This is a genomic window from Chlorogloeopsis sp. ULAP01 (assembly GCF_030381805.1).
Classification (GTDB): Bacteria; Cyanobacteriota; Cyanobacteriia; order Cyanobacteriales; family Nostocaceae; genus Chlorogloeopsis.
The window spans coordinates 99,360-123,993 of record NZ_JAUDRH010000018.1 but is presented as its reverse complement, the minus strand read 5'-3'; the positions used below and the strand labels follow the sequence as shown (position 1 = coordinate 123,993).

The 24,634-nt window shown below is 42.7% G+C and carries 27 protein-coding genes and 1 pseudogene; 10 read left to right on the top strand and 18 right to left on the bottom strand.

The annotated features are described in order from the left end of the window. Positions 1-55: 55 nt before the first annotated feature. The gene (locus QUB80_RS29925; protein ID WP_289793099.1) at positions 56-1,495 is read right to left on the bottom strand and encodes an amidase; all 1,440 of its coding nucleotides are present in this window, start codon (positions 1,493-1,495) and stop codon (positions 56-58) included. Positions 1,496-2,472: 977 nt separating this feature from the next. Between QUB80_RS29925 and QUB80_RS29920 the strand changes: the two genes are divergently transcribed. After that, positions 2,473-2,736 carry a hypothetical protein gene (locus tag QUB80_RS29920; protein ID WP_289793098.1) on the top strand — a complete coding sequence of 88 codons (264 nt, stop codon included), beginning with the start codon at positions 2,473-2,475 and terminating at the stop codon, positions 2,734-2,736. Positions 2,737-2,892: 156 nt separating this feature from the next. Here QUB80_RS29920 and QUB80_RS29915 read toward each other — a convergent pair whose 3' ends face one another. Further along, positions 2,893-3,687 carry a Tab2/Atab2 family RNA-binding protein gene (locus QUB80_RS29915; protein ID WP_289793097.1) on the bottom strand — a complete coding sequence of 265 codons (795 nt, stop codon included), beginning with the start codon at positions 3,685-3,687 and terminating at the stop codon, positions 2,893-2,895. A gap of 150 nt (positions 3,688-3,837) precedes the next feature. Between QUB80_RS29915 and QUB80_RS34990 the strand changes: the two genes are divergently transcribed. Both QUB80_RS34990 and QUB80_RS29905 read left to right on the top strand, forming a co-directional pair. Further along, positions 3,838-4,206 (top strand): UPF0175 family protein, encoded by a 369-nt coding sequence (locus QUB80_RS34990; protein ID WP_336622362.1) that lies wholly within the window; start codon positions 3,838-3,840, stop codon positions 4,204-4,206. Next, a complete protein-coding gene (locus tag QUB80_RS29905; RefSeq protein ID WP_289793096.1) occupies positions 4,203-4,655 on the top strand; it encodes a type II toxin-antitoxin system VapC family toxin in 453 nt (150 codons plus the stop codon). The genes QUB80_RS34990 and QUB80_RS29905 overlap by 4 nt, the downstream gene beginning before the upstream one ends. A gap of 63 nt (positions 4,656-4,718) precedes the next feature. On the opposite strand, the gene QUB80_RS29900 is transcribed toward QUB80_RS29905, so the two are convergent. The 3 genes from QUB80_RS29900 to QUB80_RS29890 all read right to left on the bottom strand — a co-directional run bounded on the left by QUB80_RS29900 (position 4,719) and on the right by QUB80_RS29890 (position 6,120). Continuing rightward, a complete protein-coding gene (locus tag QUB80_RS29900) occupies positions 4,719-4,958 on the bottom strand; it encodes a hypothetical protein (protein WP_289793095.1) in 240 nt (79 codons plus the stop codon). Positions 4,959-5,017: 59 nt separating this feature from the next. Then, the gene (locus QUB80_RS29895) at positions 5,018-5,164 is read right to left on the bottom strand and encodes a hypothetical protein (RefSeq protein WP_289793094.1); all 147 of its coding nucleotides are present in this window, start codon (positions 5,162-5,164) and stop codon (positions 5,018-5,020) included. Between the two features lie 515 nt (positions 5,165-5,679). Then, positions 5,680-6,120, bottom strand: a complete 441-nt coding sequence (locus QUB80_RS29890; protein ID WP_289793093.1) for a cupin domain-containing protein — start codon at positions 6,118-6,120, stop codon at positions 5,680-5,682. A 3-nt stretch (positions 6,121-6,123) separates the two neighbouring features. Here QUB80_RS29890 and QUB80_RS29885 point away from each other — a divergent pair, with 3 nt between their 5' ends. Then, positions 6,124-6,330 carry a hypothetical protein gene (locus QUB80_RS29885; protein ID WP_289793092.1) on the top strand — a complete coding sequence of 69 codons (207 nt, stop codon included), beginning with the start codon at positions 6,124-6,126 and terminating at the stop codon, positions 6,328-6,330. Between the two features lie 439 nt (positions 6,331-6,769). Here QUB80_RS29885 and QUB80_RS29880 read toward each other — a convergent pair. The 5 genes and pseudogenes from QUB80_RS29880 to fghA all read right to left on the bottom strand — a co-directional run. Then, positions 6,770-7,072, bottom strand: a pseudogene (locus tag QUB80_RS29880) (alpha-glucan family phosphorylase); the annotation flags it as partial. A 29-nt stretch (positions 7,073-7,101) separates the two neighbouring features. Continuing rightward, a complete protein-coding gene (locus QUB80_RS29875; protein ID WP_289793091.1) occupies positions 7,102-7,494 on the bottom strand; it encodes an ACP S-malonyltransferase in 393 nt (130 codons plus the stop codon). After that, positions 7,491-7,865 (bottom strand): DUF433 domain-containing protein, encoded by a 375-nt coding sequence (locus QUB80_RS29870; protein ID WP_289793090.1) that lies wholly within the window; start codon positions 7,863-7,865, stop codon positions 7,491-7,493. The genes QUB80_RS29875 and QUB80_RS29870 overlap by 4 nt, the downstream gene beginning before the upstream one ends. Positions 7,866-8,068: 203 nt before the next feature. Then, complete coding sequence (gene glgP, locus QUB80_RS29865) at positions 8,069-10,276, bottom strand: alpha-glucan family phosphorylase (RefSeq protein ID WP_289793089.1); 2,208 nt, start codon at positions 10,274-10,276, stop codon at positions 8,069-8,071. Between the two features lie 721 nt (positions 10,277-10,997). Then, the gene (gene fghA / locus QUB80_RS29860; RefSeq protein WP_289793088.1) at positions 10,998-11,870 is read right to left on the bottom strand and encodes an S-formylglutathione hydrolase; all 873 of its coding nucleotides are present in this window, start codon (positions 11,868-11,870) and stop codon (positions 10,998-11,000) included. Between the two features lie 235 nt (positions 11,871-12,105). On the opposite strand from fghA, the gene QUB80_RS29855 reads away from it, so the two are divergent. After that, on the top strand, positions 12,106-12,549 hold the full coding sequence (locus tag QUB80_RS29855; RefSeq protein WP_289793087.1) for a hypothetical protein: 444 nt from the start codon (positions 12,106-12,108) through the stop codon (positions 12,547-12,549). 32 nt (positions 12,550-12,581) lie between these two features. On the opposite strand, the gene QUB80_RS29850 is transcribed toward QUB80_RS29855, so the two are convergent. The 8 genes from QUB80_RS29850 to QUB80_RS29815 form a co-directional block, all read right to left on the bottom strand. Beyond that, positions 12,582-14,903: a nitric-oxide reductase large subunit gene (locus QUB80_RS29850; RefSeq protein ID WP_289793086.1), complete on the bottom strand. Its 2,322-nt coding sequence runs from the start codon at positions 14,901-14,903 to the stop codon at positions 12,582-12,584. A gap of 198 nt (positions 14,904-15,101) precedes the next feature. After that, on the bottom strand, positions 15,102-15,500 hold the full coding sequence (locus tag QUB80_RS29845) for a hypothetical protein (protein ID WP_289793085.1): 399 nt from the start codon (positions 15,498-15,500) through the stop codon (positions 15,102-15,104). Between the two features lie 11 nt (positions 15,501-15,511). After that, positions 15,512-16,462, bottom strand: coding sequence for an NAD(P)/FAD-dependent oxidoreductase (locus QUB80_RS29840; protein WP_289793084.1), 951 nt, complete (start codon positions 16,460-16,462; stop codon positions 15,512-15,514). A gap of 445 nt (positions 16,463-16,907) precedes the next feature. Beyond that, a complete protein-coding gene (locus QUB80_RS29835; RefSeq protein WP_289793083.1) occupies positions 16,908-17,372 on the bottom strand; it encodes a hypothetical protein in 465 nt (154 codons plus the stop codon). A gap of 31 nt (positions 17,373-17,403) precedes the next feature. Beyond that, positions 17,404-17,721 (bottom strand): YwiC-like family protein, encoded by a 318-nt coding sequence (locus tag QUB80_RS29830; RefSeq protein ID WP_289793082.1) that lies wholly within the window; start codon positions 17,719-17,721, stop codon positions 17,404-17,406. Between the two features lie 221 nt (positions 17,722-17,942). Beyond that, positions 17,943-18,287: a cupin domain-containing protein gene (locus tag QUB80_RS29825; protein WP_289793081.1), complete on the bottom strand. Its 345-nt coding sequence runs from the start codon at positions 18,285-18,287 to the stop codon at positions 17,943-17,945. A 301-nt stretch (positions 18,288-18,588) separates the two neighbouring features. After that, entirely contained in the window at positions 18,589-19,365 is a 777-nt protein-coding gene (locus QUB80_RS29820; RefSeq protein ID WP_289793080.1) for an SAM-dependent methyltransferase, read from the bottom strand. 133 nt (positions 19,366-19,498) lie between these two features. Continuing rightward, positions 19,499-19,795 (bottom strand): hypothetical protein, encoded by a 297-nt coding sequence (locus QUB80_RS29815; protein WP_289793079.1) that lies wholly within the window; start codon positions 19,793-19,795, stop codon positions 19,499-19,501. Between the two features lie 329 nt (positions 19,796-20,124). Here QUB80_RS29815 and QUB80_RS29810 point away from each other — a divergent pair, with 329 nt between their 5' ends. From QUB80_RS29810 to QUB80_RS29790, 5 genes are all read left to right on the top strand, one after another. Then, positions 20,125-21,732, top strand: coding sequence for a sensor histidine kinase (locus QUB80_RS29810; protein WP_289793078.1), 1,608 nt, complete (start codon positions 20,125-20,127; stop codon positions 21,730-21,732). Further along, a complete protein-coding gene (locus QUB80_RS29805; RefSeq protein ID WP_289793077.1) occupies positions 21,704-22,372 on the top strand; it encodes a response regulator transcription factor in 669 nt (222 codons plus the stop codon). The genes QUB80_RS29810 and QUB80_RS29805 overlap by 29 nt, the downstream gene beginning before the upstream one ends. Before the next feature lie 47 nt (positions 22,373-22,419). Further along, a complete protein-coding gene (locus QUB80_RS29800; protein WP_289793076.1) occupies positions 22,420-22,782 on the top strand; it encodes a response regulator transcription factor in 363 nt (120 codons plus the stop codon). 3 nt (positions 22,783-22,785) lie between these two features. After that, the gene (locus QUB80_RS29795) at positions 22,786-23,895 is read left to right on the top strand and encodes a HAMP domain-containing protein (RefSeq protein ID WP_289793075.1); all 1,110 of its coding nucleotides are present in this window, start codon (positions 22,786-22,788) and stop codon (positions 23,893-23,895) included. Positions 23,896-23,985: 90 nt separating this feature from the next. Further along, positions 23,986-24,633: a tetratricopeptide repeat protein gene (locus QUB80_RS29790; protein WP_289793074.1), complete on the top strand. Its 648-nt coding sequence runs from the start codon at positions 23,986-23,988 to the stop codon at positions 24,631-24,633. Position 24,634 lies beyond the last annotated feature (1 nt).

The following is a 24,634-nucleotide window of genomic DNA, read 5'->3' as shown; positions in this document are numbered from 1 at the left end:
TTGCAATTAAGTGAGGTACAGAACCTAGAACTCAAAGTCAGAGATGAAGCCTGTTTTACTCCTGACTTCTGACGACTGACTCCTGAATTCTGCTGTAATTTGTGGCAAATGCAGGGCGATGCTGAATCCAAGGTTTAGCTGCTTCCAGTTGGGCTGCTAGACTAATCAAAGTCGCTTCTTGTGCGGGTTTACCAACGAGCTGGACGCTAATTGGTACACCTTGCTCATCGAAGCCGACAGGAAGAGCGATCGCTGGTTGTCCGGTGGCATTAAACGGTGGACAAGGAGCTACCCAATTAATGATATTTTGGAATGTTTCTTCAGGAGTGAGATTTGCCCATTCGCCTACCCGGATCGGGGAATGAAGGTAAACTGGCAGTACTAGTAAATCTACGGTGTTAAAAAACGCTACGATTAATCTTGATACCATTTGCATTTGATACACTGCTTGGAGATATTCACCGGCAGAACCAGTTTTTGCCAATAGGAAACGGTTCACAGGTTGCAAAGCTTCGGCTGGAATACCAGATGCAGCCACACTTGTTTGCCATACGAATTGAAACGGTTCTACTAAACCGCTAAAGTCTGGGCATTTTTCTTCTACTGTATGACCAAGTTCTTCTAATAACTTCACTGTTTGCAACACACCTTGCTTGCAGTTAGCATCAGCTTCGCCGATGGGAGCAATATTAGTAGCATAAGCTACTCGCAATTTGCCAATTCTTTCCTTACTTGCCGTCAAAAACGATGGTTCAGGATCGGGCAACCAGTAAGGATCGCCAGTCACATAACCGGACATCACATCTAAAAGTGCAGCCGCATCGGCAACTGTACGGGCAATCGGCCCGTTGGTAGCGATGCCACTGAGGCGATCGCCCACGGGTGCATGGGTTACCCTTCCCCGTGCTGGCTTAATTCCTACCAAACCACAGCACGCCGCCGGACCGCGAATTGAGCCACCTCCATCCGAACCTTGAGCGATCGCACATAATCCTGCTGCCACTGCTGCTGCTGCACCTCCACTAGAACCACCGGGAGTGTATTCTAAATTCCAGGGATTTCTGGCTGGGGGAAAACCCGTAGGTTCTGTGTAAGGAAATGAACCAATTTCTGAGGTAGCTGTTTTACCTAGAAGAATAAATCCAGCTTGTTTAATCCGCGTTACTACACCATCATCAAAGTCGAGAATATTGTTGAGTAATGCTGGATTACCAAAGGTACAAGGTACACCCGCAACTGGATTGAGGTCTTTAATCGAAATTGGTACGCCAAAAAACGGAGGTAATTCCTTACTAGCAGTCAACATTTCTGTTTTGGCTTGGGCATCAGCTAGAGCTTGCTCTGCCATTACCGTAAAATAACTTCCCAGTTGGGGATTTAAGTTTTGAATCCGTTTTAAATATATCTGCACCAACTCCAGTGGTGACACTTCCCGGCGACGAATTAACTGTGCCTGTTCCAGAGCTGGGGCAAAGGCTAAGTCAATTTCATTCATGTGTAATTTGTTAGGTAGTTTTGTCTATTCCTAGCATTTTTTAGATTATTTTTGACTTGGCTTTGCTTGGGAAATTAGCCAGTTTTGCTCTTGCAGACGTGACATCGCTTTGCGAATGTGTTCGGGTTTAAAGAGTTTGCGTTTGCGATCGCTCCATTCATGCACAAGGGCGATCGCCTGCTCGCTATCTTGTGCTAGGTTCGGCTAAACATCAAAGGAGAAAGCTTTAGCCGTAGTGTTTTATAGACTTTGTGGATGTGGTGAGGTGTTGGAAGCTCGTAGGTTAATTTTTCTGGGTAATCACAATCAGCTACTGTTTGATATATAACATTTTTTGAATTTTATTTATGATTACGGCAAATTTACAAAAGCTGTGCGAAACGATAATATATTGACATATAGCACTATTTTGTTGAAGTTTTGTGACGTTAATTATTGATATAGATTATTTATTAATGAAATTTGGTTTATTAGTTGAGTATTTTAAGGGGATAGCTTCTCAACGTTCTGATATATAGTTGAGGTAAATTAATATGGTTTTGCAAGAAAAAACAAAAGAAAAGAGTAAATTTCCTCAAATCAAAGATGATGTTTCAAATCCACATATTTTAACTAGAATTAAATGTAGAAAAATTTAAGGGGGTTTTATCTTATTTCTCCTATTTGCATAACAACGGAGAAATTAGTGATAGAACTTTTGAAACTCTAGTTCGTTATGCGTGTTCGATTTTTATCGAAAACGAAGTAGAGACTAAAATAAAAGGGACTTTAGAACGGAAGCTCATGCAGTTTTTATATTCTAAGTTTTCTGATTCCACAGAAGATATTGAAGACATAGAAACGGCTATCTATTCGCTAGATATGTCACGTTTAATAAGGAGTAGATAGAATGTCTGAGCTAGAAAATGAATCTACACAAAGCTCGGATAAACAGCGAAAACAACAAGAAGAGGAAGGGGGAGATTTAGAAAAACTTCTTGACGATCTATGAAGATTTGCCTCCACCGCTAAGGAGAGTTGTACAAGCAACACTCTCTATGCAGCGTGTCTCTTCTTCATCGTTAATTTCACCTATTCAAGACAAAATCAACGAACAGCATATTTCCCGAATACTGGATATTGTAGAAAAAGATGATGAAAGAGCTTTTGCTGATACACAATCAGCTAGATTATATACTCTAATTACAATTATTATATTTTTAGTATTTTTTTGGATTTTTAACTTACTTTTTGGTCAATAAGGATGTAGTTGTATATCAGGAAATTTTAAAAATAATCATCATATTTGGGGGTGGTTTCGGCAGTGGTTTTAGTTACAAGGGATACATGGATAAAAAACGAAAATAAGAGTAATACCATTTGTTATACTATTTCTTTGAATTCCGGCAACATTGATATCACTCCGCCTGCAATAACCAAAAACCACTGTAAGTTAAACCCGAATCATCTGGCTGCACGAGTAAAAAATGTAATCCACGGCTTTGCTGCTTGCGTTGTTCATAAAACTTAGCTGCTGCTGCTACTTCTGCATCTTCAAAGGTAGCAAGAATCCATCTATCTACTAAACCAGCTTCCAACACTAACCCATCGGGCGCACCTGCAACATAATTTAAAGCCACAGGGCGTGCTTGTTGCAACCACCGCGCCAAGCGCATCGATTGTCGTCCCCCATAAATTACTACACCGGGAACTGCCACTGTTGATGCCAAACCCAAATTAATCGGCAACAGAAACTCTGGCATCACCAAAATGGGAATAGGAAGCTCTGCGAACGCCTCCACTAAGTTACCTGCCGTCATTGCTGCAAAACGCCACTCTTCTCCCCAGAGATTTTCCGGTAATGGCGCAGGAGGTGGTTTATCTACAACAGCTGGATAGTCTTTTGCCTGCAACCACTGCTTGAGGGCAAAAGTACGACGAGTAGGCTCAACATTAATACCCAGGCTACGTCCAGCTTGTTCAAATAAACCCAAAGATTGAGGGCGAAATACTTGAATTACATCTGGTAGCCCTTCAACAGTTGCTGCTAGTTGCAGCTGAGAAGCAACCCAGTTAGAATTCACCTCATGCTGGGGGCAGCTAGCTTCATACTGAAAACTCCGATCGCGATCGCAAATCAACAAATCCCACAAAACTTGCTCAGATGCATCCTGTTGCGGGCGACGATAAAAATCAGCTTGCCAAATTTTCATAGCACTCGTCTTTGCTTGTATTGCTGATCGTGCCATATTCCCATTGCATAGTCTAATAACTTACCAATGCGATCGCCTCTACTCCGACCGAATCAATAAGCGATCGCTTATGCTGAAACCATAGCAAATATAATTCTAGGTGCTGCCGTTATGAGTATTGTCATTCCTGACGATATCGTCCGAGCAACAAAGATGAGTGAGGACGAATTGAAGCTAGAAATTGCAATTATGCTGTTTGAGCAGGAGAAAATTACGTTGGGTACAGCCAGCCAATTTGCAGGCATCAATCAACTAGAATTTCAGCGCGTTTTAGCCAGTCGTAAAATTCCCATTCATTACAGTGTTAAGGAATTCCAGCAAGACTTAAAAACACTGGAGGCAAACCATCCAGAGCTAGAACAAGTACAGCCAACTCAGACGGAAATTCTCCAACGCATTGAGCAACGACGAACGTTTTCTCCGGCTCAACACAATTTGCCTGACAGCCTCATTCTGCTTCAAGAAGATCGAGCCAGATGAGTGTTTCCCTCAAATGCGTTGTCGATGCCAGTGTTGGCATTAAGAAATTTATTATCGATCCACTGACACCCAAAGTTGATCTGCTTTTTGCCCATTTAAGTAATCCTGACGCTCGACTTTATATCCCAGATTTGTTTTATATCGAATGCACAAACATTGCCTGGAAATATATTCGTGCTGGATTGTATGATGTTACAGAAGCACAGGCGAATTTAGCGGATCTCAAATTACTCCGCCTCACTACAACTCCCACAGATGACCTTATGTTGGAAGCACTTACCATTAGCGTGACTCATGGAATTTCTGCCTATGATGCTTGCTATGTTGCTCTTTCACAGCAGAAGAATGCACCTTTACTTACCCAAGATCAACGGTTAGTAAACAAGTTTAGAAATACAGATTTTGATATTCAACTATTTTCAGATTTTTCTATTCTACCCCTTCTATAAAAAATCTATTATGAGTGTGCAATCGCCTCTACCCCAGCCGAATCAATAAGCGATCGCTCATCTTTAAGTGCAGAATGTTTGTGTTGGGAAGACCTGATCAAGTGGAACCGTTTCATCTTTGGCTATTTCCTGACGTACCATTGCAGCCATCCGATCCCATTGATTATCTGTCGTAGTAGCAAAACGAGCTTCCCATTTTTGCTCATCTTGCAACTGTGCCAACAACCGAGATGCGATCGCATCTTGCTGATCTGGCGGGAGTTGTTGGATTTGAGCGATCGCCTGTTGAAGCAATTCAGTCATGTCTCAATAGCAGAAAACACTGCAATGTCTTATAGTTTCTTAATTTTATCCAAAGCTTTCTAGTTTTGTTCATCTGGCAGAGTGCCAGAACCAGAGTTGCGAATTATTTCAGCATCCAGACCATGAGCCAACATAGCAACATCCACTGCGGTTCGCTCAAAAACTTCATCAGCGATGAAATGAAGTTCCGGTACCACCTCGCCCAATAATCGTTCTCACCTCTTTGGGTAATCCTATTCTCATCATGATTGACAATTGTTGGAGGGAAGGAGCCTTGATGAAACGAATGTGTTAAGGTGGGATAGGGTTGGGGATTTCTGATTGAAAGTAACAACTCTAGCAAGCTGGACGTTTTGACGATGACTGAGAAGATAAATAAAGACTTTCTAGAAGGCAGAATACCCTGCACTCTAATCTACTCGTGCCTCAACTGTTACAACTATATGGTCTTCAGTTCTGGGACTAATGGCAACAAACACTTTGTGCTGGTCTAGCGATACACAGTCCCAAGAAATGGTTTGCAGTGTTATTGTACTTAACTCCAGTAAAGCCCGCAGCAGTAAGACCAGAGTAAAGAAGCCCCAATACAGTTTCTGCTACAGAATTGTGAAATCAAGCTTCGACTACAAATCACATGAAGATTTATCGGTTCTCCATCTAACGCGCGCCTTCATCGGCGCTGGTCGAGCGCCCGGTGCAAGACGTGGTTAGGCGGGCTGCCTCATTTCTTTCTGGGGTCATCCGCGGGATTGACGTACGTAACGGCCCATGGGCCGTTTCCATTGAGCTGCACTACGACCTCTCCTTTGGTCCAGGCAAAATGGTTCGTCTTTGGCTGCATAATCATCATGCTTCCCGGACTCAGGGCCATCGATTTCTTCATGTCCAGTTTGTCGCCCACGCCCATATAGAAGGTACCGGAAATCACCGTCACTCGCTCCACGGCCGGATGCCAATGCGCGGGAATCTGATAATTTGCAGGGAACTTCAATCGGAACGTCAAGGGAACAGCCTCGTTCAGTGGTCCCTCGATGACGGCTATCTTCGCACCTGGTGGCAAAGACGAAATATCGGTCCATTTCAGATCGTCAGGCGCGATCATTTTGTGCTGAGCCCAACCTGAAGGCATACCAACAAGTAGGGACACAACTGCTGCGAACATAACATGAGGTATGGATTTCACGGCACCCTCCTTCTAGTTGAGTTTACTAGGGACCAAGCAGATCATTGGGCGGGTAATGGTCCCGGTCATGCCCGTCTAACAACAAAGTTCAACGGCGGTATGTTCTTGAATTATAACCGATCGCCCCCTACCGCCCGTTGCAACGCCGTGTTAGCTGGTTCTCGCATCCATCACCTTTATATCTCTTAATTATTCCTCCTGTCCGATCGCCTTCATCCACTGTCTCAACCCAACGCTAAAAACCCCGATTCTGTTGGGTTTCACTTTGTACCCCTACGGGGAAGCAAGCTACAACCTAACCTACCTCTATTTTTCTTTCCCCATAGTGATTAAAGAGGGATTAAATCACCAAAAGACGACGGGGAAGCCCGTTCCTTTAAGGGGCGCTCAGAATCGTTGTCCGTCGTCTTGGGGCAAGGGGCATTCATGCATTGGCCAATGCCCAATTCCCAATTCACTTCGGCCCGCTTTCATCCCCCAGACTTCAGTCGGGGGATGAGCTTAATTTATGGTACAGGTTTACGATTAACTGAAGGACTGAGTTTAAGAGTTTAGGAAAGGGATTAGTATGCACACAAAAAAGGGTAGGCAAAACACCCACCCTTGATGCATAAATTTTATCCAACCCTTACACAGAAACTTTCGCTAAAATTGGTGGCACTGCCAGAGAAATTTCTGGTACATACACCTGAGAAACGTAATCGGCAATCATTCTGTCGGTGTTAAATAGGGGTGTATTTGTCTTAATTGATGCCTTCATCATCTGCACCCAACCGTGGGGAATGCCTTTTTCATCTTGAGTGTAGTAGAGGGGTACTATTTCCTCTTCTAACAATTGATACAGTGATTCCGAATCAATGCGGTCTTGCAATTTCTGATCACTAGTGTGGGCATCTTCGCCAATTGCCCAGCAGTTAATACCTTTACCGTCGAATGCACGAATATTTCAACTAGAAAACTTTATGGAATAAATACCCGACCAACTCCTACACAAATTTCGGGATACATGATAATTTCAGCAAGACGAGCAGCACACTGTTCTCGGTATTCGCGGTTACTTAGCCTATCCACTCTCCCAATCGTCACTACAGGAAGGGATGTAGGCGTATTTTCTTCACGAATTGTTTGCTCTAGAGAGTCTCTGCCTTTCATCTTACGATTAGCAGTCAAAAGAATCATTTGACTCTGTTGAGCAAATCGCCAAACCACTCGATCGCTGCTATCAACTGCTAACCCAACTTCTTCAAGTAACACAAAATGCATTGACAACAAATCAAGCCATCCCCCATTTGCCAAGGCTCCTTGTAATAGAACAATGTAACCCTCCAAGTGGTGGTCAACCAAAACGATCATGGAGCTAGTCCAAGTTTTGCTTTCCAAGCTTGCAGCTTGGCATGGATTTCCTCCTGTCCAGGTTTGGGGGATATACTGGCAATTTGTGCTAACCGTTCACGATTCTTTTCTTGCCAATAATCTTGGATTTCTTGAGCTGTTTGCAAAACGGTTTGATACTCAGCTTCCACCTCATTACGGTGGGTATCGATGTAGGAAAGTGCCACCTCAAGTTGCTCTTCTGTTAAAGGCAACCAATCTCGGATTAGTTTTGGCGACCATCCCGATTCAAGATAATCTATAACGTCATAGAGGGTAATGCGTGTACCTGCTATCGTCAGTCCACGTTCTGTACGGATAATAGCCGCTTGCCCATTTGATGCTAAAGTCATACCCTTAGCTCCTCAGAATTCAACTCTATAGTACCTTACACGAAAAGCAAGGTGGGCAATTGCCCGTCATACCCGGCTATGTTAGGTTGTTCTACATAACATCCCTATTGAGAGCATTAAACAAAGATTGTGAGTAGGGTTAGTACACACAAAAAAGGGCAGGCAAAAACACCCACCCTAAATGCATAAATTTTATCCAACCTTTACACTGAAACTTTCGCTAAAATTGGTGGCACTGCGACAGAAATTTCTGGCACATACACCTGAGAAACGTAATCGGCAATCATTCTGTCGGTGTTAAATAGGGGTGCATTTGTCTTAATTGATGCCTTCATCATCTGCACCCAACCGTGAGGAATGCCTTTTTCATCTTGATTGTAGTAGAGGGGAACTATTTCCTCCTCTAACAATTGATACAATGATTCGGAATCAATCCGGTCTTGCAATTCCTGATCACTAGTGTGGGCATCTTCGCCAATTGCCCAGCCGTTAATACCTTTGCCGTTGGCATCGGCTTGATAGCCTTCGCACCACCAGCCATCGAGAACGCTGCAATTGATACCACCGTTAAAGCAGACTTTTTGTCCGCTTGTACCGGATGCTTCGAGGGGGCGACGGGGATTGTTTAACCAAACATCAACGCCTTGCACGAGTTTGGTAGCGGTGTAGATATCGTAGTCTTCGATAAAAGCGACACGGTTGACGATCGCTGGATGTCTGCACCACTCCATCAAGCGTTGAATGATCCGCTTGCCTTCTTCGTCGGCGGGATGGGCTTTGCCGGAGAAGACAATTTGGACTGGGCGATCGCTATTGCCAAAAATCCGTAAGGCGCGATCAAGATCCCGCAGTAGTAAATGTCCGCGTTTGTAAGGCGAAAAACGTCTGGCAAATCCGATGGTTAGGGCTTTGGGATCTAGTAGGGTGTTGATGGCTTGAATTCTTTCGTATTCTTCGCCTCGCCCTTCTCTGGCTATTTTTACCTTATGGCGGGTATGGGCAACTAGTCTTTCTTTGAGAATTTGATGTCGCCACCATAATTCTGCGTTGGGAATATCTTCTACTTTCTCCCACATTTGGGGATCGACAGCACGAGTTTTCCAATCTGCTCCCAAATACTGATTGTATAAATCTGCCATTAAAGGAGCAGTCCAAGTGGGTGCATGGACGCCATTGGTAATGTAACCAATCGGAACGTTGTCTTCGGAGCGATTTGGATATAGAACTGTCCACATCTGGCGGGAAACCCGTCCGTGCAATTCGCTGACACCGTTGGAAGTACGACACATCCGCAGTGCCAAAACAGTCATGCCAAAGGGTTCCCAGGGATCGCCAAGTCGGCGTGCGCCCAATGCCAAAAATTGTTGGCGGGAAAGACGCAGTTGTGTCCAGTAGTGGGCAAAGAAGGAGTCCATCAAGTCGGGAGAGAAGACGTCATGCCCGGCAGGAACGGGTGTATGGGTGGTAAATACGCACTGCTTGCGGACATCGGCTTCGATATCGTAGAAGGATTTGCCTGTCTGCTCAATTTTTTGGCGAGCAATTTCTAAGGTGCAGAAGGCGGCATGTCCTTCGTTGAGGTGATAGACGGATGGCTTAATACCTAAAGCGGTAAGGGCGCGGACACCACCAATTCCCAACACAACTTCTTGAGCAATGCGGGTTTCTTGATTACCACCGTAGAGATGTCCGGTGAGCCAGCGATCAATGGGATCGTTGTCATGGCGATCGCTATCTAACAAATAAAGCGTGACTCGCCCTACTTGCACTTGCCAAACTTGCACTTTCACCCGGCGCTGGCGAATTTCTAATTCAATGGTAAGCGCTTCCCCTTGCTCGTTTTTGATTAATTCCAAGGGCATCCGGTGAAAAGGATTGTCTACATAGTAATCCTCTTGCCAACCGCTACGATTCAAGCGCTGCCGAAAGTAACCTTGGCGATAAAGCAACCCGATCCCCACCATCGGTACGCCCAAGTCTGATGCAGATTTGAGGTGATCCCCTGCAAGGATGCCTAAACCCCCAGAGTAGACGGGCAGAGATTCATGGATGCCAAATTCGGCGCAGAAGTATGCTATGGGATGTTCGGCGGAAACTTGCGGTGCTACCCGACTCACCCACGTATTTTTCTGCATCATGTATTCATCAAACTCTCTGCCGAGGGCAGAAATTTGTTTGAGATAAAACGGATCTTCTGCTAGTTGGGTAAGGCGTTCGTATGTTGCTGATTCTAATATTGCGACTGGATTGTGTCCGCAGCGTTCCCATTCTTGAGGATCGATGGTTTGGAATAAGGCAATGCGATCGCTCGTCCAAGACCACCAGTAATTGTAAGCTAAATCTGCTAAACGCTGTAGTGGAAAAGGTAATTTTTCACGTAAGCGCAGTGCCGCACTCATGCTTTTAGTCATAATTATTGTTCGTTTAGTGTTGTTAGTTTACTGGTCATACTCATCATTAGTCCAGCATTTTTTTAGTTCTGACTAATGGCGAAGGCTGAATATTATAACGTTATTTGTCACCTGATTAATTGAATCATCACTTGAAGTTGTAACAACTGATTGAGAAGAATCTTTTGCAATTTTTTGGTTTTTTATTTTTAACGTTAATCACAATCATCCGTCTTTTTTTGCAGATTTTATTAACTATCTTCCTCAAATTTATTGACATTGTTTTAAAATATTTTTTATATTATTAACTTTTATGTAAACAAGAAAAAATATCTGCCAAATTCTTTACATTAAAGACATCACAGGATTTTGCAAATTAGATAACCTAAGATAGCTTTGATGTGATTCATAGCCAAAATTAACAGCAAATATTATGTAGGATTTAGGGGAGGTAAAAATGGTTAGATGTTCTGCCCACCGAACTTCAGAGCGGCGGAAGCCGCCGCTCTGAGTTCTCGTTTTATTACCGTTGTTTTACGGCTATGGAAAGATTTGGGAGTTTAGGAGAGCAAGAAATAGCCGTAATGTACCAAAAAATTTGGTGCGTTACACTGTTGTGCTTTAACACACCCTACAATTTTATAAATCATCTCTTAAGTCATCGACTCATAACATAAACTATCGCTCTTGTACTCATGAAAGTAAAGAGCAGTTTATAGACTTGATTTTAAACTGCTAAAACTCAAAGCTGATAATTAGAATCTGGGGGAGTAGATTGAAGTAGAGCGATCGCATGATGGCGAATATGATCTTCAATAAAAGAGGCGATGAAGTAATAACTGTGATCATAACCTTCTTGGTAACGCAGATTTAGAGGTTGATTAACTTCCTGGCAAGCTTGTTCAAATGCTTCCACAAACAATTGCTCTGCCAAAAATTTATCCGCAGTTCCTTGATCGATAAGAATTGGACTGTGATAACCAACTTGCTTAATTAATTCACTGGCATCATAAGCACGCCAAGTTTCTTGATCATCACCCAAATAACGATTGAACGCCTTCTGTCCCCAAAGACAACGCATCGGTGCAGCAATAGGTGCAAAGGCTGAAACTGATTTGTATTGCTCTTGATTTCGCATTGCACAGATGAGCGCCCCATGTCCACCCATAGAATGACCGAAAATGCCTTGTCTGTCTAGATTGGCTGGGAAGTTTTCGGCGATCGCGGTGGGTAACTCGTGGACAACGTAGCTGTACATTTGGTAGTGTGACGCCCACGGTTGAGCAGTAGCATCCACATAAAAGCCAGCACCCGTGCCAAAATCCCATTCGTCATCCTCACCTACAATTCCTGTGTTGCGGGGACTAGTATCTGGTGCCACCAACATCAAACCATACTTGGCTGCAAAGCGTTGCGCTCCCGCCTTCACCATAAAATTTTCTTCTGTGCAAGTTAAGCCAGAAAGGAAATACAGAACTGGCACTGGTTCATAACTTGCTTGCGGTGGTTCGTAGACAGCAAAGCGCATTTGTGCATTACAGCTAGAAGACTGATGGCTGTAAAAACCAACTTGACCATGAAAACATTTATATTTTGAGATCAGATCGATAGACATGATAAATAGAAGGCAGAGGGCAGAGAGAACTCAGAGCGCCGTCGCACGGCAATCTCAAGTTCAGTGGGGCAGAAGGCAGAATCCAGAATATTCTGACTCCTGACTCCTATATATAAATCTCGTCATTCATAATACAAGACTAGCGATCGCTCTCAAAAAACAGAACACCTCTGTTGTGGAAAATGGGGTGAAAGTATGAAATTTATAATTTAAATTACAGGATTGGGTGAAATTCATGAACAAGCTTTTCGCGGTTATATTTGCTGCTATTCTTCTTTTCATCATTGCTCTGAGCAATGCTCCGACAGCGCAGGCTGACTCAAGGTGTAGAAATGCAACCATAGAAGGTAGCTTTGGAATTCAAGCGACGGGAACTATCCTTGAGGGTGGGCCAATGCAGCCTGGACTTTTTGCTTCCAATGGTTTGATTGACTTTGATGGTAATGGAAACTTGAGTACGAGGCAGACTTTGAGTCTCAACGGTACGATTGTGCCAGGTAAAGCAGCAGGTACTTACAAGGTAGAACAAGACTGCACTTTAACAGCAAAATCCATTGATGAAACTTCAGGTGCTCAGTTATCAATAAGCGGTGTAATTGTTAAGCGTGGCACAGAAATTCCGATCATCTCAACAGACCCATACACTGTAGTTACTGGCATCTTAAAAAAAGTAAGATAAACCTCGTACTCAAACAATTGAGCCAGATAGTCTTAAGATTCTGTGCCAGCACCAATCGCAGCAGGTAGTTCTGTGTGCCTTGGCTGCACCGGAAAGCGGAACACAGCAATAATAGCCCTGAGTGTGAAAGCAAACATGGCGATCGCGCCAATGGCAAAAATAATATCACCGGGTATTCGCAACCACACAGTCCATTTCATCCAAGGGCTGCTAATTACTTCTGCACTACGGGCAAACCAAGTACCATGATTAATCGACACAGCTAGTTGATAGAAGCCATTGGGAATTAACCCCAAAACAAGCATTCCGACTAAACCACCATTAATCATCCAGAAAGAAAAGCGCAGTAACCGCTCATTCCAAGCATTCTCTGGCACAAACTCGCGCAAAGCAAATAGCATCAGCGCCAATGCCAAACAACCATAAACTCCGAACAAAGCTGCATGTGCATGAATGGGAGTGGTATTTAAACCCTGTGAATAGTAAAGAATAATCGGAGGATTAATTAAGAAACCAAATACACCTGCACCAACTAAATTCCAAAAACAAGTAGCGATAAAAAAGCGTAAAGGCCACCGATAAAATCCTTCTGCTTCTTGAGATAATTTTAGTGTCTTTAAAACTTCAAAACCAATTAGCGTTAAAGGTACTACCTCCAAAGCTGAAAATACAGCTCCGATTGCGGCAATAAATGACGGTGTACCGGAAAAATATAAATGGTGTAACGTGCCAACCACACCGCTACCCAAGTACAGAATTGTAGTTAGGTAAGTTGCGCGCAAAGCCGAAGATTTCTTTAAGAAACCTAATTCACTACATAAATAGGCAATCACAACAGTAGCAAATACCTCAAAGAAACCTTCCACCCACAGATGAACTACCCACCAACGCCAATATTCAGCAATGCTTAAAGGTGTGTGGTTTGTATACGCCAAACCAACGGAGTAAAACAGAGGAATTGTAATTGCACTATAGAGGAAAAAGTGACTCAAGCCAGTGGGATTTTTCTCTTTTTTCAAAGCTGGTTTGAAAGCACGATACATTAACCATAGCCAAAATATCATGCCGCCAATTAATAACAATTGCCAAACTCTTCCTAACTCGATATATTCATAGCCTTGATGTCCCCAAAGAAAGCTATTTTTTACGTCTAAAACTCCCGTTACCGCCTGCCAAGTACCAATCATGGAACCGACAACAACAAGGGCTAAGGCACCCAGGAGAACAGTATTACCAAGCGCTTGAAATTTCGGTTCAATTCCACCAAAACGCGGAGCAAAATAAAGTCCAGCCGCCAACCAACAAGTAGCAATCCAGAAGACAGCTAGTTGTAAATGCCAAGTGCGAGAAGCTGCATAAGGCAGGAAATTAATTAGAGGAATTCCATAAAATCCTTCTCCTTCCACAGCATAGTGAGCTGTGAACATTCCCATAATAATTTGCACTAAAAACATCGTTATCGCTACGCCAAAAAAGAGCGAAGTGACTTTTTGAGAAGGAGTAGGAATTCGTACTGCTGGGCGTGCTGGCACTGGTTGTACTTCGTCAGTTTCTTCTTGAGTTAAGTAGACGAATAGAAATATACCAACCCCAGCAATTAAAATGATAACTGAGACAATTGACCAAATAATAAATTGTCCTGGTGCTTGGTTGCCAATTAAGTCATCATGGGGCCAATTTACAGTATAAGACAATGGGGCATTCGGGCGATTGGCTGCTGCTGCCCAAGCTGTCCAAGTAAAGAAGGACGTGACGTTGCGAATTTGGGTATTATCTTTAAACCAACCCTCAGGAATTGAGTGAATGGTAGAGCCATGAGCTAATAGTTTTTGATAGTCTTGAAAGACTTTTTTTAATCCTTCAGTTTGGGCATTTGTCAGGATTAATTCATGAGTTTCAAAGTCGTAGCGATTGGTTTTAAATTCTTGGCTGACTTGTGCTTGTAAACTTGCTTTTTCTGCGGCTGGTAAAGCTTCTAAATCAGCTTGAGAAAAATCAGGATTATCGTTGTATAAAACTCCAGCAGTGGCTAATCCCCAACGATGAAGTACATCAGCTGTCCAATCGGGTGCAAGATAGCTACCATGCCCCCAAATACTACCAATATGTTGCCCACCGCGAGCTAAATAAGTTTCTTGTCCGGCTTGAATTTCTGCTTTAGTAAAGATAATTTCTTGTTGTTGAGAACGCACTATTTCTGGTACAGGAGGGGCATTTTTCCAAATAGCAGCCCCCGCTAATAATAAAGCTGTAAAAGCAATTATGCAGATGAGTACTAACCAAGCAGGTAAACTAAGCGATCGCCTTTTTGGAGACATTGCTATATCGGCATCAACTAAGGTGGTATCGGTCATAATCAAACCTCCAAAAATTTAATCAAAAATTTCCCATTACCCCAGTCACGAGTACCTAGTCCCTAGTCCCCTTTAGTTTGTCAGAAATGGTCAATTAAGTCTCTGAGGTAGCTCATATTCAATTACCAACTAATGACAGCGCAAACAACTTGGGTGTCATCACTGTTGGTGCGCTCATTTAAATCTGCCATGAGACTGTCAGGTAACGTTCTCACCAAAAGACGACGGGGAAGCCCGTTCCTTTAAGGGGCGCTCAGAATCGTCGTCCGTCGTCTTGGGGCAAGGGGCATTCATGCATTGGCCAATGCCCAATTCCCAATTCCCGATGCCCGCGAAATCCCCCGACTGAAGTCTGGGGGATGAGCTTAACATCTCTACTATGACCCCTGCTAGGTCATTCTCAGAAAATTGCTCTGGCAATCTCCTTTTTAATTCCTCCGAGCGAATGCAATTCAAAAAACCGCGTATCAAAACTGGGGCATTACCAATCGCAGTGGTATATATTAGAGCTTCATCGTCAGCCAAAGGTATTTGACGAAACTCCTTCAAGCTGCCCCAACCTAAATATCGACATTCAAGGCTGTTGCTAGTAGTCATCGTTGTTTACCTTAACCCCAGTCAGGTTTGATGCTCCGGCGCTGTTTCAAGTAGCGGTCAATATCCATCGCCGCGATGCAACCATCCCCAGCTGCGGCTACCGCCTGCTTAAAAGGCGTGTTGCGGATATCTCCAATTGCCCAAACGCCTGGTACGTTAGTTTGCATCATTTCATCGACCTTAACGCCCCCGTCCTGTTTCAGATCGATCTGACCAACTAAAAAATCGGTAATCGGTTTAGCACCCTGTAAATAGACAAATACTCCCTCGACTGGGAGGGTAGTGGTTGTCTTTTGATTCATCAAGAGCAACTTGGCACCTGTAACGCCAGTGTCATTACCCTCTATTTGTTGCAAACGGGCTTTTTTCCAAAGCTTCACTGATGGTTCAGCTAGTAGTTCCTGCACGTGTCCATTCATCTTGCTTGGATCTTTAGCTGTTACCCAATGAACTTTAGAAGCATATTTGGTGAGTACTTGGGCTTCTTCAATCGCTTCCTGACTCATGCCGACAACCGCTACCTCACGGTTACGATAGAAAGCTGCATCACAGGTTGCACAGTAGCTCACCCCCCGACCAAGGAATTCAGTTTCACCAGGAATGGAAGCAGTACGACCCATCGCTCCAGAGGCAAGCACGAGTGCTCGACCCGTGAAGGTGCCTTCAGGAGTGTAAACTTTTTTCTGGGTGTCTTGGACATCAATACTGAAAACCTGGGCGCGTTTGTAAACAGTGCCAAATGCGATCGCTTGCTTACGCATACGTTCGAGCAGTTCACTTCCACCGATCTCTCCAGGTACACCCGGATAATTAGCAATTTTTTGGGTAATGGCGAGGGCTCCAGCAGATGGATTTTTATCAAGCAGGATGGTCTTCAATTTGTAGCGGGATGTGTAGAGAGCGCAGCTACAACCCGCAGGGCCGCTACCAACAATCACCACGTCATAATCAAAACTATCCATAGTTCTGTCCGACATCCTGTATGTACTGGCTGGGAAATTTCCACTGTCTCTTTTGTAATGTGAGTAATATCCTCGTTAGTAGCGATCGCCATTAATTCAGAATCTACTCACAAGCACCTTTCAAAATTAATGGTAATTTTTTATATCTTGCATTATTCTCAGTAACCGTAAGGCGGGTATTGTAAATAATTTAATAATAAGGGTTTGAATAAAAAGTACCCGCCTACAGAAAAAAGAGTGGTGTAAGGTAAAATACCTTTTTCATGCTTGGTGATGAAATTTTTTCATTGGAACTACCTTGAATTTCCTTTATGAAAATGCTTCTAGGTAGTATTGCCCTCTTCACAGAGAAGTAATTAATTTGATCTAGTTTGATCTAGATTGATCTGGAATCGGACATACTCGAATCAAAGGCTGTCAAATTATGGATTTGGCTTACATTTGGCTAAAGAGTTGTTAAGCGTGCAGGTAGAACTGAAAGGGCAACAATTACAAAAAAAGCAAAAGCAGTTGCACTTTCAAGCGTTGCTACAAATTGAATTTTAGCGGTGCGATACCATTCTTGATTTAAGGCAGCAATGCCAAATTTAAGTAATGCCAACCCAAAAGCTAGAGCTGCAACTGGAGATAGGCAACCAAACCAGTAGAGGATCAAGATAATTAGGCTGGCAATAGCATGATAAACTACCCCTGGAATGACAGAACTAGTTTTTGGTTTGCGCAACTTAACTGTGAAAATGGTGCTGGAAAAGTAGAGAGTATTGAGCGCCCAAAGCCCCATGACACTAGCGGAAACAGTTCCAGTTGTTGCAGCATAGGCAAAGGGAGTAGAAAGACAAACCCCAGCAAAGACGATCGCCTCATTAAAAATAGATTTTTGCTCTCTTTGTAAAACAGAAAAAGCATCCACGATTAAAGCAGCGATCGCACCTACATAAATCTCACAATAAAATTGGATAACTCAGATATAGCCAAATTGCAATTCCGCCAGAAATCACAGCATATAACCCACCCCAAAAAATAAAACGTGGCTTGAGGCTGCGACGTTGCTTGATTTGCATTACTAAAGGATGTTCAGCCTGGAAGCCACAAAAAGCACATATCAAAGCCAGCGTGGTTGTCAACTTCCAAGCTTGTGCAGCAGCCGCACCAATTAAGAAAGAAACTAGCAACACTACGTATATTCCATGCTCTGGAGAAAGCATTGGCTCATACCATGCTTGGGGATTGCTAGATGTATTGAGAGTAGATTGAGCCATTGTCCTCATTCCCCTGGAGGATAAATATTTATTAGGCTACTAGAGATAATTTTTCTCGTTCTCGTGCATCAACAACTAGAGGTAAACAAAGAATAGCGATCGCATGCTGCCACTCTTGCTGCACTTGCACATCTTCCACTACCTCAAACAAAGGGAACAGGAAACAGGTGAAGAGGTATTTTCATGTATTCTGGTGTACAAAGTTCACGATGGCTACTTAATTAATCTTGAGAGGAATTATCTGACAGCGTTAACAAAAATGCTAAATTTTCTTCTGCTTTTAAAGCGTGAGGAGCATGAGCAGGCATAAACACAAAAATACCTGGTTCTAAGATAATTTCTTCTCCTGATAATGTTAGTAAACCTCGTCCTTCAATGACATTAATAGTGGCATTACGAGTAGAAGTATGCTCAGAAATTTCAGTGTTAGCTGCCAAACAAAAAAGGGTGTATTGACAAATTTTATCCTTCAATAATACTTTGCTGAGAACTCCGTCACGTGGATATTCAATTTCTGCTCGCAATTGTTTGACACAAGATGAATTATTTGTGAATGTGGTAGTCATAGTATTTTTGAATTTTTATAGTGATAACTAGAAGGCAAAAGGATGTGGGGACAAAGAGACACAACTTACATCTTGCACCAGCTTTTCGTCCCGCCAAGAAATAAATTTCTTGTCTAATAGCTTAAGTCAGATAAATCTGACTGGAACAGTCTTTGAGTCCGTTTTAACGGACTTGTGCTATTAGGTTTGAGAATTTATTCTCTGGCGTGTTAAGGGGTAGGTGCAAGATATCAAATAAAAAATAATTCTCTCCCACTCCTCCTACTCTTCTTCCCAGTACCCAATCACCAGTACCCAGTACCTAATCTGCAACAGCACAGAAAATTATGTAGCCTAATTCACGGCGGTATTTTTTGAAGACTTGGCGCATTTCTAGAACTCGTTTGCGGATAGGTTCATTCGTCAAAATATTCCACAAAATCCGAATTGTATTAGATATCCCTTCATCCTCAAACATTCTTCTCAAATTCAATAAAGCCATTGCTCCAGTTTGGTGTTTTTGTACTTTCAACTCGGCTGTAGCACAAGCATTAATCCAGTTCGCTTCTGGTAGCGGTGTAGAATTTACTTTAATTACCTTTGCTAACTCAGAATGGATTTCTGCTTCTTTGTTGCGGGCTAATAATTCATGACAAAGAAATTTTCCACCGGGTTTAAGTTTATTGTGAATTCCTGTCAAAATTTTGGCTTTGCCTGGTGGAGATTGCATTGTGAGAATTGCTTCTGCCAAAACATAATCAAATTTGCCTGGTATAGCTTCTAGGTGAAAAATATCACCTTCAATTATTTCGACTTGGTTTTCTAACCCAGCAGCGCGAATGTTAGCACGCGATCGCGCTACACTCTCAGGATTCTTTTCTACACCTACGACTTTGACTTTGTAGCGTTTGGCAAGAGCGATCGCACTGAAACCAAAACTAGATGCAAGTTCTAAAACAGTTTCCCCTGGCTGAAAATTAGCCCACTTAAATAATTGCTCTGTTGCTTGTCTGCCACCCGGACGCAGATATCTTTTACCTGCTGCTGCTAAAATTTGGTGTCCAGGAGCTGTTTGATAGTTGAGGGTAGCATTAGTCATTTCTGGTGTTCCCCTAAACTGATGCTATCCTTAGTGTGCCAATAATTAATCGTGTCGTCTTTGAGGTAGCTCAAAGAGAGACTAGTTTGAGAAATTTTACTTATATTTTTGAGAAAAAGCTGAACTAATTTTTTTAGATTGTAAACAAAAACAAGGCAATAATCAGTAAACTCACCATCAAAGCAAAAATAATTGCATTTTCTATTCTTCTGCTCACAACGCCCACAAGTATCACAAGGCTGATGATCAGAAAAATCACACCAACATAATCAGTGGTTTCCCAACCTGTGGCAATTAATGAGTCTTCCATGAGCGAGTTCTCATCTGGAGTTAAGGTGGGTTGCTGCAACTCCAAAAATGTGAGAACGGGGAATGAATTTATACTAATTTTTGCATAAATTAATGATACAGAGTCAGTTTTTATAGTCACTACTATTGATTAACGATATTTCTGTAATTGTATAACTGCGTCAAACTATTAATCAAAGATCCAAAATTAGATCTTTAATACCAATTCTCTAAAATGGTGAGCTTTCTTAGCCTGCGAAGGCGGCTTTGTTTGTATAGCTACACTCTTCTAGGGTGTAGGAATATTAGGCAAATTCTCAAAAAGAATTGGTATTGAGTCCCTACACATATTTGGTGATATTACGAAGTTCATAGAGACTGCGTTCTTAATTTCTATTATTGCGCACAGATAACATAGATCTAGTTGAGCGAAGAGTGAAATAATTGAGCACATATCGGGGAGGGCAATAAATGAGCAGTGCAACAGGCGATCGCACATCTAGCACCAAAATACCCAAGCCGTTTTCAGGTTGGCAGCAATTATTCAAAGAAGCGCGTACTCGGATTTTGCTCTGGTATTTGCTAATTTTGGGAGTCACGTTTATGATTGCCATTCCTGCATTTCGCTATCGGCTCTACCAGCGTATTGATGAGCGTGTTCGTCAGGATATGATAGAAGATATGGCGGCTTTTCAGGCATTGCTGAATGCTCAAGCAGTTGCTCCCAAAGATGCGATCGCTGATGACGATTCAGAAGACATTGCTTTCGAGTCAGAGAAATGGAGCGAGCTACTCTCCCTCTCCGCCAAAAAACAGACTACTCCGCAAACCCCGCAAGACTATTTAAAGCTGCTTTTCAAAACTTACTTGCGGCATCGACTATCAGAGGATGAATCCTATTTCATCACGTTTATTGACGGTGAATTCTACAAATCTAGCCCTAGAGCGCGCCCCAAACAGCTTGCAGAAAACTCAGAGCTAATGCAAAAGTGGGCAAAACAAACTCAACCAGAGGAAGGAGAAAAGGAATTCTCCGATTCTAACACTGGTAAAATTCTTTACATGGTGCAACCAATTGAACTGAATGACAAAACGCGAGGAGTCTTTGTTGTTGCGCATAGTGCAGCTGGTGAGCGAGCAGAAGCTCTAGAATCTATTTCCGTGGTAATTGAGGTTTCCAGCCTGGTGTTTGTAGTGTCTTCAATTCTTGCTTGGTTGGCGGGAGGACGGGTATTGGCTCCCTTACGAACAATTATCAATACTGCTCATGCTATTAGTGAGACAGATTTAACTCAGCGCTTACCCGTACAAGGAAAAGGAGAACTGGCAGAACTGGCAACGACATTTAACGAAATGATGGACAGGTTAGAAGCAGCTTTTGCTAGCCAACGTGAATTTGTCAACGATGCTGGACATGAACTGCGGACTCCTATTACCATCATTCGAGGACATCTAGAATTGATGGGAGATGATCCCCAAGAGCAACAAGAAACACTGGCACTGGTGATGGGAGAACTAGATAGGATGAGCCGTCTAGTTGATGATATGATTTTGCTAGCAAAGGCAGAACGCTTGGACTTTTTACAACTAACAAAAGTAGATGTTGCAAAATTAACACAAGAATTATTTAGCAAAGCTGTGGCGTTGGCAGGGCGAGACTGGCAATTAGATGCTGTGGCAAAAGGTCAAATTATCATCGATCGCCAAAGAATTACTGAGGCTGTAATGAACTTAGCTCAAAATGCTACTCAGCATACAGGAGAGAGTGATACTATTTCTATTGGTTCTGCGATCGCCAAAGGCAAGGTGCGGTTCTGGGTACGCGATGCAGGTGAAGGTATCCCCCTTGTCGATCAAAAACGTATTTTTGAGCGCTTTGCCCGCTCTTCCAACAGTCGCCGTCGTTCAGAGGGTGCCGGGCTGGGGCTAGCAATTGTACGAGCGATCGCCGAGGCTCACGGTGGTCAAGTGTTACTTCGGAGTAAGCTAGGAACAGGTTCAATGTTTACTATCGTCTTACCGCTCGATCCCCCACAGGAAATGAGTGCATATGCCCAACATTCTAATCGCCGAAGATGAACCCCGGATTGCCTCCTTTATCGAGAAAGGATTGCGATCGCAAGGTTTTACCACCACAATTGTTGCCGATGGACTGCACATAGTTGACGTAGCGCAGAGTGGAACTTTTGATTTACTCATATTGGATCTGGGATTACCCGGCAAAGACGGATTTCAAGTTCTAGAAGAATTACGCCGGCAAGGAGAAGAGTTGCCTGTGATTATCCTCTCTGCCCGCAGTGACATTCACGATAAAGTTGCTGGGCTAGAGGGGGGTGCGGATGATTATATTACTAAACCCTTCCGATTTGAAGAACTACTGGCGCGGATACGAGTGCGCTTGCGAAATACTAAATCTGTAACAAATCTAGAAGAGTTTATCCTCAAGGCTGGTGAAATCTCGCTCGATCTACGAACTCGACAGTTAAAAGTAGGCGATCGCGCCATTGAATTGCCTTCCCGCGAATTTGCAATGGCTGAAATGTTTTGCCGCCATCCGGGACAAATTATCAGCCGAGAACAACTGCTAGATTACGTTTGGGGTTATGACTATAACCCAGGTTCTAATATTGTCGATGTTTACGTCGGTTATCTGCGCAAGAAATTAGGCAGCAATTTGATTGAAACAGTCAGAGGAATGGGTTATCGTTTACGAACATGAGTATAATTCTCATGTTCATTTTTACTAATTAAATCAAAATTGGTTTTATGAATCAAATTTTGATTGTTGAAGACGAAGCAGGTGTTGCTGCTTTTATTGAAAAAGGGTTGCAAAGGCAGGGATACGAAACTATTATTGCGAAAGATGGACAGCAGGCGATGCTGTTAGCTCAAAACACTGAATTTGATTTGATGCTGCTTGACTTAGGACTTCCAATGGTGGATGGTTGGACAGTACTAAGAGAATTGCGTAGGCGGGGAGACACACGACCAATTATTATTGTTACAGCCCGTAAAGATGATCGCGAACGAATGATTGCATTCAACAATGGAGCAAACGACTATATTACCAAACCATTTCGCTTCAGAGAATTGCTGGAACTAATTCAAGCCCATCTTAGTCATGATTGAGGTATGAAACAGCACAGCAACTTTGATGAACTGGCTGTTGAGGAGTCAAATCACCGCTTGCATTCTACTCACTCTAGATATTGGTTCAGCTACCTGAAAGTTGGACAAAAGATAGGTATTGGATATGGAGTGCTTTTGAGCATTACTGTGCTGGGAACTACCATTGGTTTTTTGATGGCAGATCGCTACCAATATCAAGCCCACAAACGGGAAAAAGCAGCGATTGAAAAACTATACCAAGTATCTCAACTGAAAACGAGCGTGTTTCGTGTCCGCACCACTCAGCACCAGTTACTTCTGTACATGGATCGGCCAAAACTATGGCAAGAAAATTATGCTGAGTTAGTTGAGTATGTTGATCAAGCTCGACAAGTCTGGTCTGAATTTGGAGCAAATTACAGCATCGAGAACATTGGCATTATATATGATTCTGTTCGTGAGCATAAAGCAGTTTACCGCCTGTTGAAAAACTATAAAGGTTTTAATGCTTACTTAAAACGTACAGAAGCTTTTTTTCGAGATAATAATCCCAGTAAATTATCAGCAGACGAGATTGAAACAGCACAAACTCAACTGTTTAATTTCATGCATGGCTCGTCGGTATTTTTGATGGATGATTTTCTTGACGACATCAAGAATCTGATGGAAGTTATAGCCCAAGAGTATCAGCAATCAAAGCGAGAACTGCTAAGGGCAGAGAGATTACGCCTGCAAATAATTTTAGGGAGCTTGTTATTATCAATTGCGATCGCAACTTTACTGGCAATGTACACAAGTCGCGCTATTGCCCGCCCGATTCAAACACTCACCCATGTTGCCCAACAGGTTACAGGAGAATCTAACTTCGATTTGCAAGCACCTGTCACAACCAATGATGAAGTTGGTATCTTGGCTGTTTCCCTCAATCGTCTGATCCAAGAAGTTCAGCAACTCATTAAAATTCAAAAGGATACTAACGAACAACTAGAAGTATACAGTCAGGCGCTAGAAAAGAAGGTGCGCGAACGGACACGGGAGTTAAATGAAAAAAATCAAAGTTTAGAGTTAGCCCTAGAAGAATTGCGCCGCACCCAAGCACGACTCATGCAAAGCGAGCAAAACACAGAATCATAAATACATTTTTGAGATTTGGTGTTTTGAAAATTGATAATATATTTTTTGAACTTGAAATCCAGTCCTCAAAACAGAAGATACTGTGACGTTATGAAGCCAAACAATCCTTTCAAGTCAGCATTGTTTCAAACTGCTAGTTACTTGATGCTGGGTATCTTGACTATAACGAATACGTGCCAATCTGTTTTTGCACAGGTGGGAAATTCTAGCACACAAACTCTAGCGCAGTTCTCTGACAATCAATCACAGGAGCGATCGCAACTAGTTCAAACAGCAAATACCCTCATCAATCAAGGTGATTTCACTGGTGCAGAAGAGAACTTGCGTAAGTTAATCAAAAAGTATCCAAAAGATGCGTTTGGATATTACCAGTTAGGGAATGTGCTATTTCGTCAGGGTAAAACAGAAGATGCAATCAAAGAATATCAAGAGGCAATTCGTTTAAATTCTAAATATGCCTTAGCACACAATGCTATTGGAGTTGTATTCGCAAGTCAACAGCGTTGGGAAGAAGCAATTGCAGAGTACAATAAAGCACTAAATATTAATCCCAAGTATGGAGATGCACTGACTAATTTAGCTCAGGCACTCTGGCAACAAGGTAAAAGAAATGAAGCGATCGCTTCTTTAGAAAAAGCATTAAAAGTATTTAAAACCCAAAATAGACCTGAGAGAGTAGAACAAATAGAAAAGATTTTACGGGATCTCAAAGGTAATGACGATCCAACTGTTTCGTGAA

Excerpts from the sequence above, each read along its gene's own strand:
- QUB80_RS29870 (WP_289793090.1), bottom strand. The coding sequence starts at position 7,865 with ATGACTTTAGCATCAAATGGGCAAGCGGCTATTATCCGTACAGAACGT.
- QUB80_RS29850 (WP_289793086.1), bottom strand. The coding sequence starts at position 14,903 with ATGACCGATACCACCTTAGTTGATGCCGATATAGCAATGTCTCCAAAA.
- QUB80_RS29830 (WP_289793082.1), bottom strand. The coding sequence starts at position 17,721 with ATGGCTCAATCTACTCTCAATACATCTAGCAATCCCCAAGCATGGTAT.
- glgP (WP_289793089.1), bottom strand. The coding sequence starts at position 10,276 with ATGACTAAAAGCATGAGTGCGGCACTGCGCTTACGTGAAAAATTACCT.
- QUB80_RS29855 (WP_289793087.1), top strand. The coding sequence starts at position 12,106 with ATGAACAAGCTTTTCGCGGTTATATTTGCTGCTATTCTTCTTTTCATC.
- fghA (WP_289793088.1), bottom strand. The coding sequence starts at position 11,870 with ATGTCTATCGATCTGATCTCAAAATATAAATGTTTTCATGGTCAAGTT.
- QUB80_RS29915 (WP_289793097.1), bottom strand. The coding sequence starts at position 3,687 with ATGAAAATTTGGCAAGCTGATTTTTATCGTCGCCCGCAACAGGATGCA.
- QUB80_RS29890 (WP_289793093.1), bottom strand. The coding sequence starts at position 6,120 with ATGTTCGCAGCAGTTGTGTCCCTACTTGTTGGTATGCCTTCAGGTTGG.
- QUB80_RS29795 (WP_289793075.1), top strand. The coding sequence starts at position 22,786 with ATGAAACAGCACAGCAACTTTGATGAACTGGCTGTTGAGGAGTCAAAT.
- QUB80_RS34990 (WP_336622362.1), top strand. The coding sequence starts at position 3,838 with ATGAGTATTGTCATTCCTGACGATATCGTCCGAGCAACAAAGATGAGT.
- QUB80_RS29845 (WP_289793085.1), bottom strand. The coding sequence starts at position 15,500 with ATGACTACTAGCAACAGCCTTGAATGTCGATATTTAGGTTGGGGCAGC.
- QUB80_RS29900 (WP_289793095.1), bottom strand. The coding sequence starts at position 4,958 with ATGACTGAATTGCTTCAACAGGCGATCGCTCAAATCCAACAACTCCCG.
- QUB80_RS29885 (WP_289793092.1), top strand. The coding sequence starts at position 6,124 with ATGAGGTATGGATTTCACGGCACCCTCCTTCTAGTTGAGTTTACTAGG.
- QUB80_RS29825 (WP_289793081.1), bottom strand. The coding sequence starts at position 18,287 with ATGACTACCACATTCACAAATAATTCATCTTGTGTCAAACAATTGCGA.
- QUB80_RS29905 (WP_289793096.1), top strand. The coding sequence starts at position 4,203 with ATGAGTGTTTCCCTCAAATGCGTTGTCGATGCCAGTGTTGGCATTAAG.
- QUB80_RS29810 (WP_289793078.1), top strand. The coding sequence starts at position 20,125 with ATGAGCAGTGCAACAGGCGATCGCACATCTAGCACCAAAATACCCAAG.
- QUB80_RS29840 (WP_289793084.1), bottom strand. The coding sequence starts at position 16,462 with ATGGATAGTTTTGATTATGACGTGGTGATTGTTGGTAGCGGCCCTGCG.
- QUB80_RS29875 (WP_289793091.1), bottom strand. The coding sequence starts at position 7,494 with ATGATCGTTTTGGTTGACCACCACTTGGAGGGTTACATTGTTCTATTA.
- QUB80_RS29800 (WP_289793076.1), top strand. The coding sequence starts at position 22,420 with ATGAATCAAATTTTGATTGTTGAAGACGAAGCAGGTGTTGCTGCTTTT.
- QUB80_RS29805 (WP_289793077.1), top strand. The coding sequence starts at position 21,704 with ATGCCCAACATTCTAATCGCCGAAGATGAACCCCGGATTGCCTCCTTT.
- QUB80_RS29820 (WP_289793080.1), bottom strand. The coding sequence starts at position 19,365 with ATGACTAATGCTACCCTCAACTATCAAACAGCTCCTGGACACCAAATT.
- QUB80_RS29925 (WP_289793099.1), bottom strand. The coding sequence starts at position 1,495 with ATGAATGAAATTGACTTAGCCTTTGCCCCAGCTCTGGAACAGGCACAG.
- QUB80_RS29790 (WP_289793074.1), top strand. The coding sequence starts at position 23,986 with ATGAAGCCAAACAATCCTTTCAAGTCAGCATTGTTTCAAACTGCTAGT.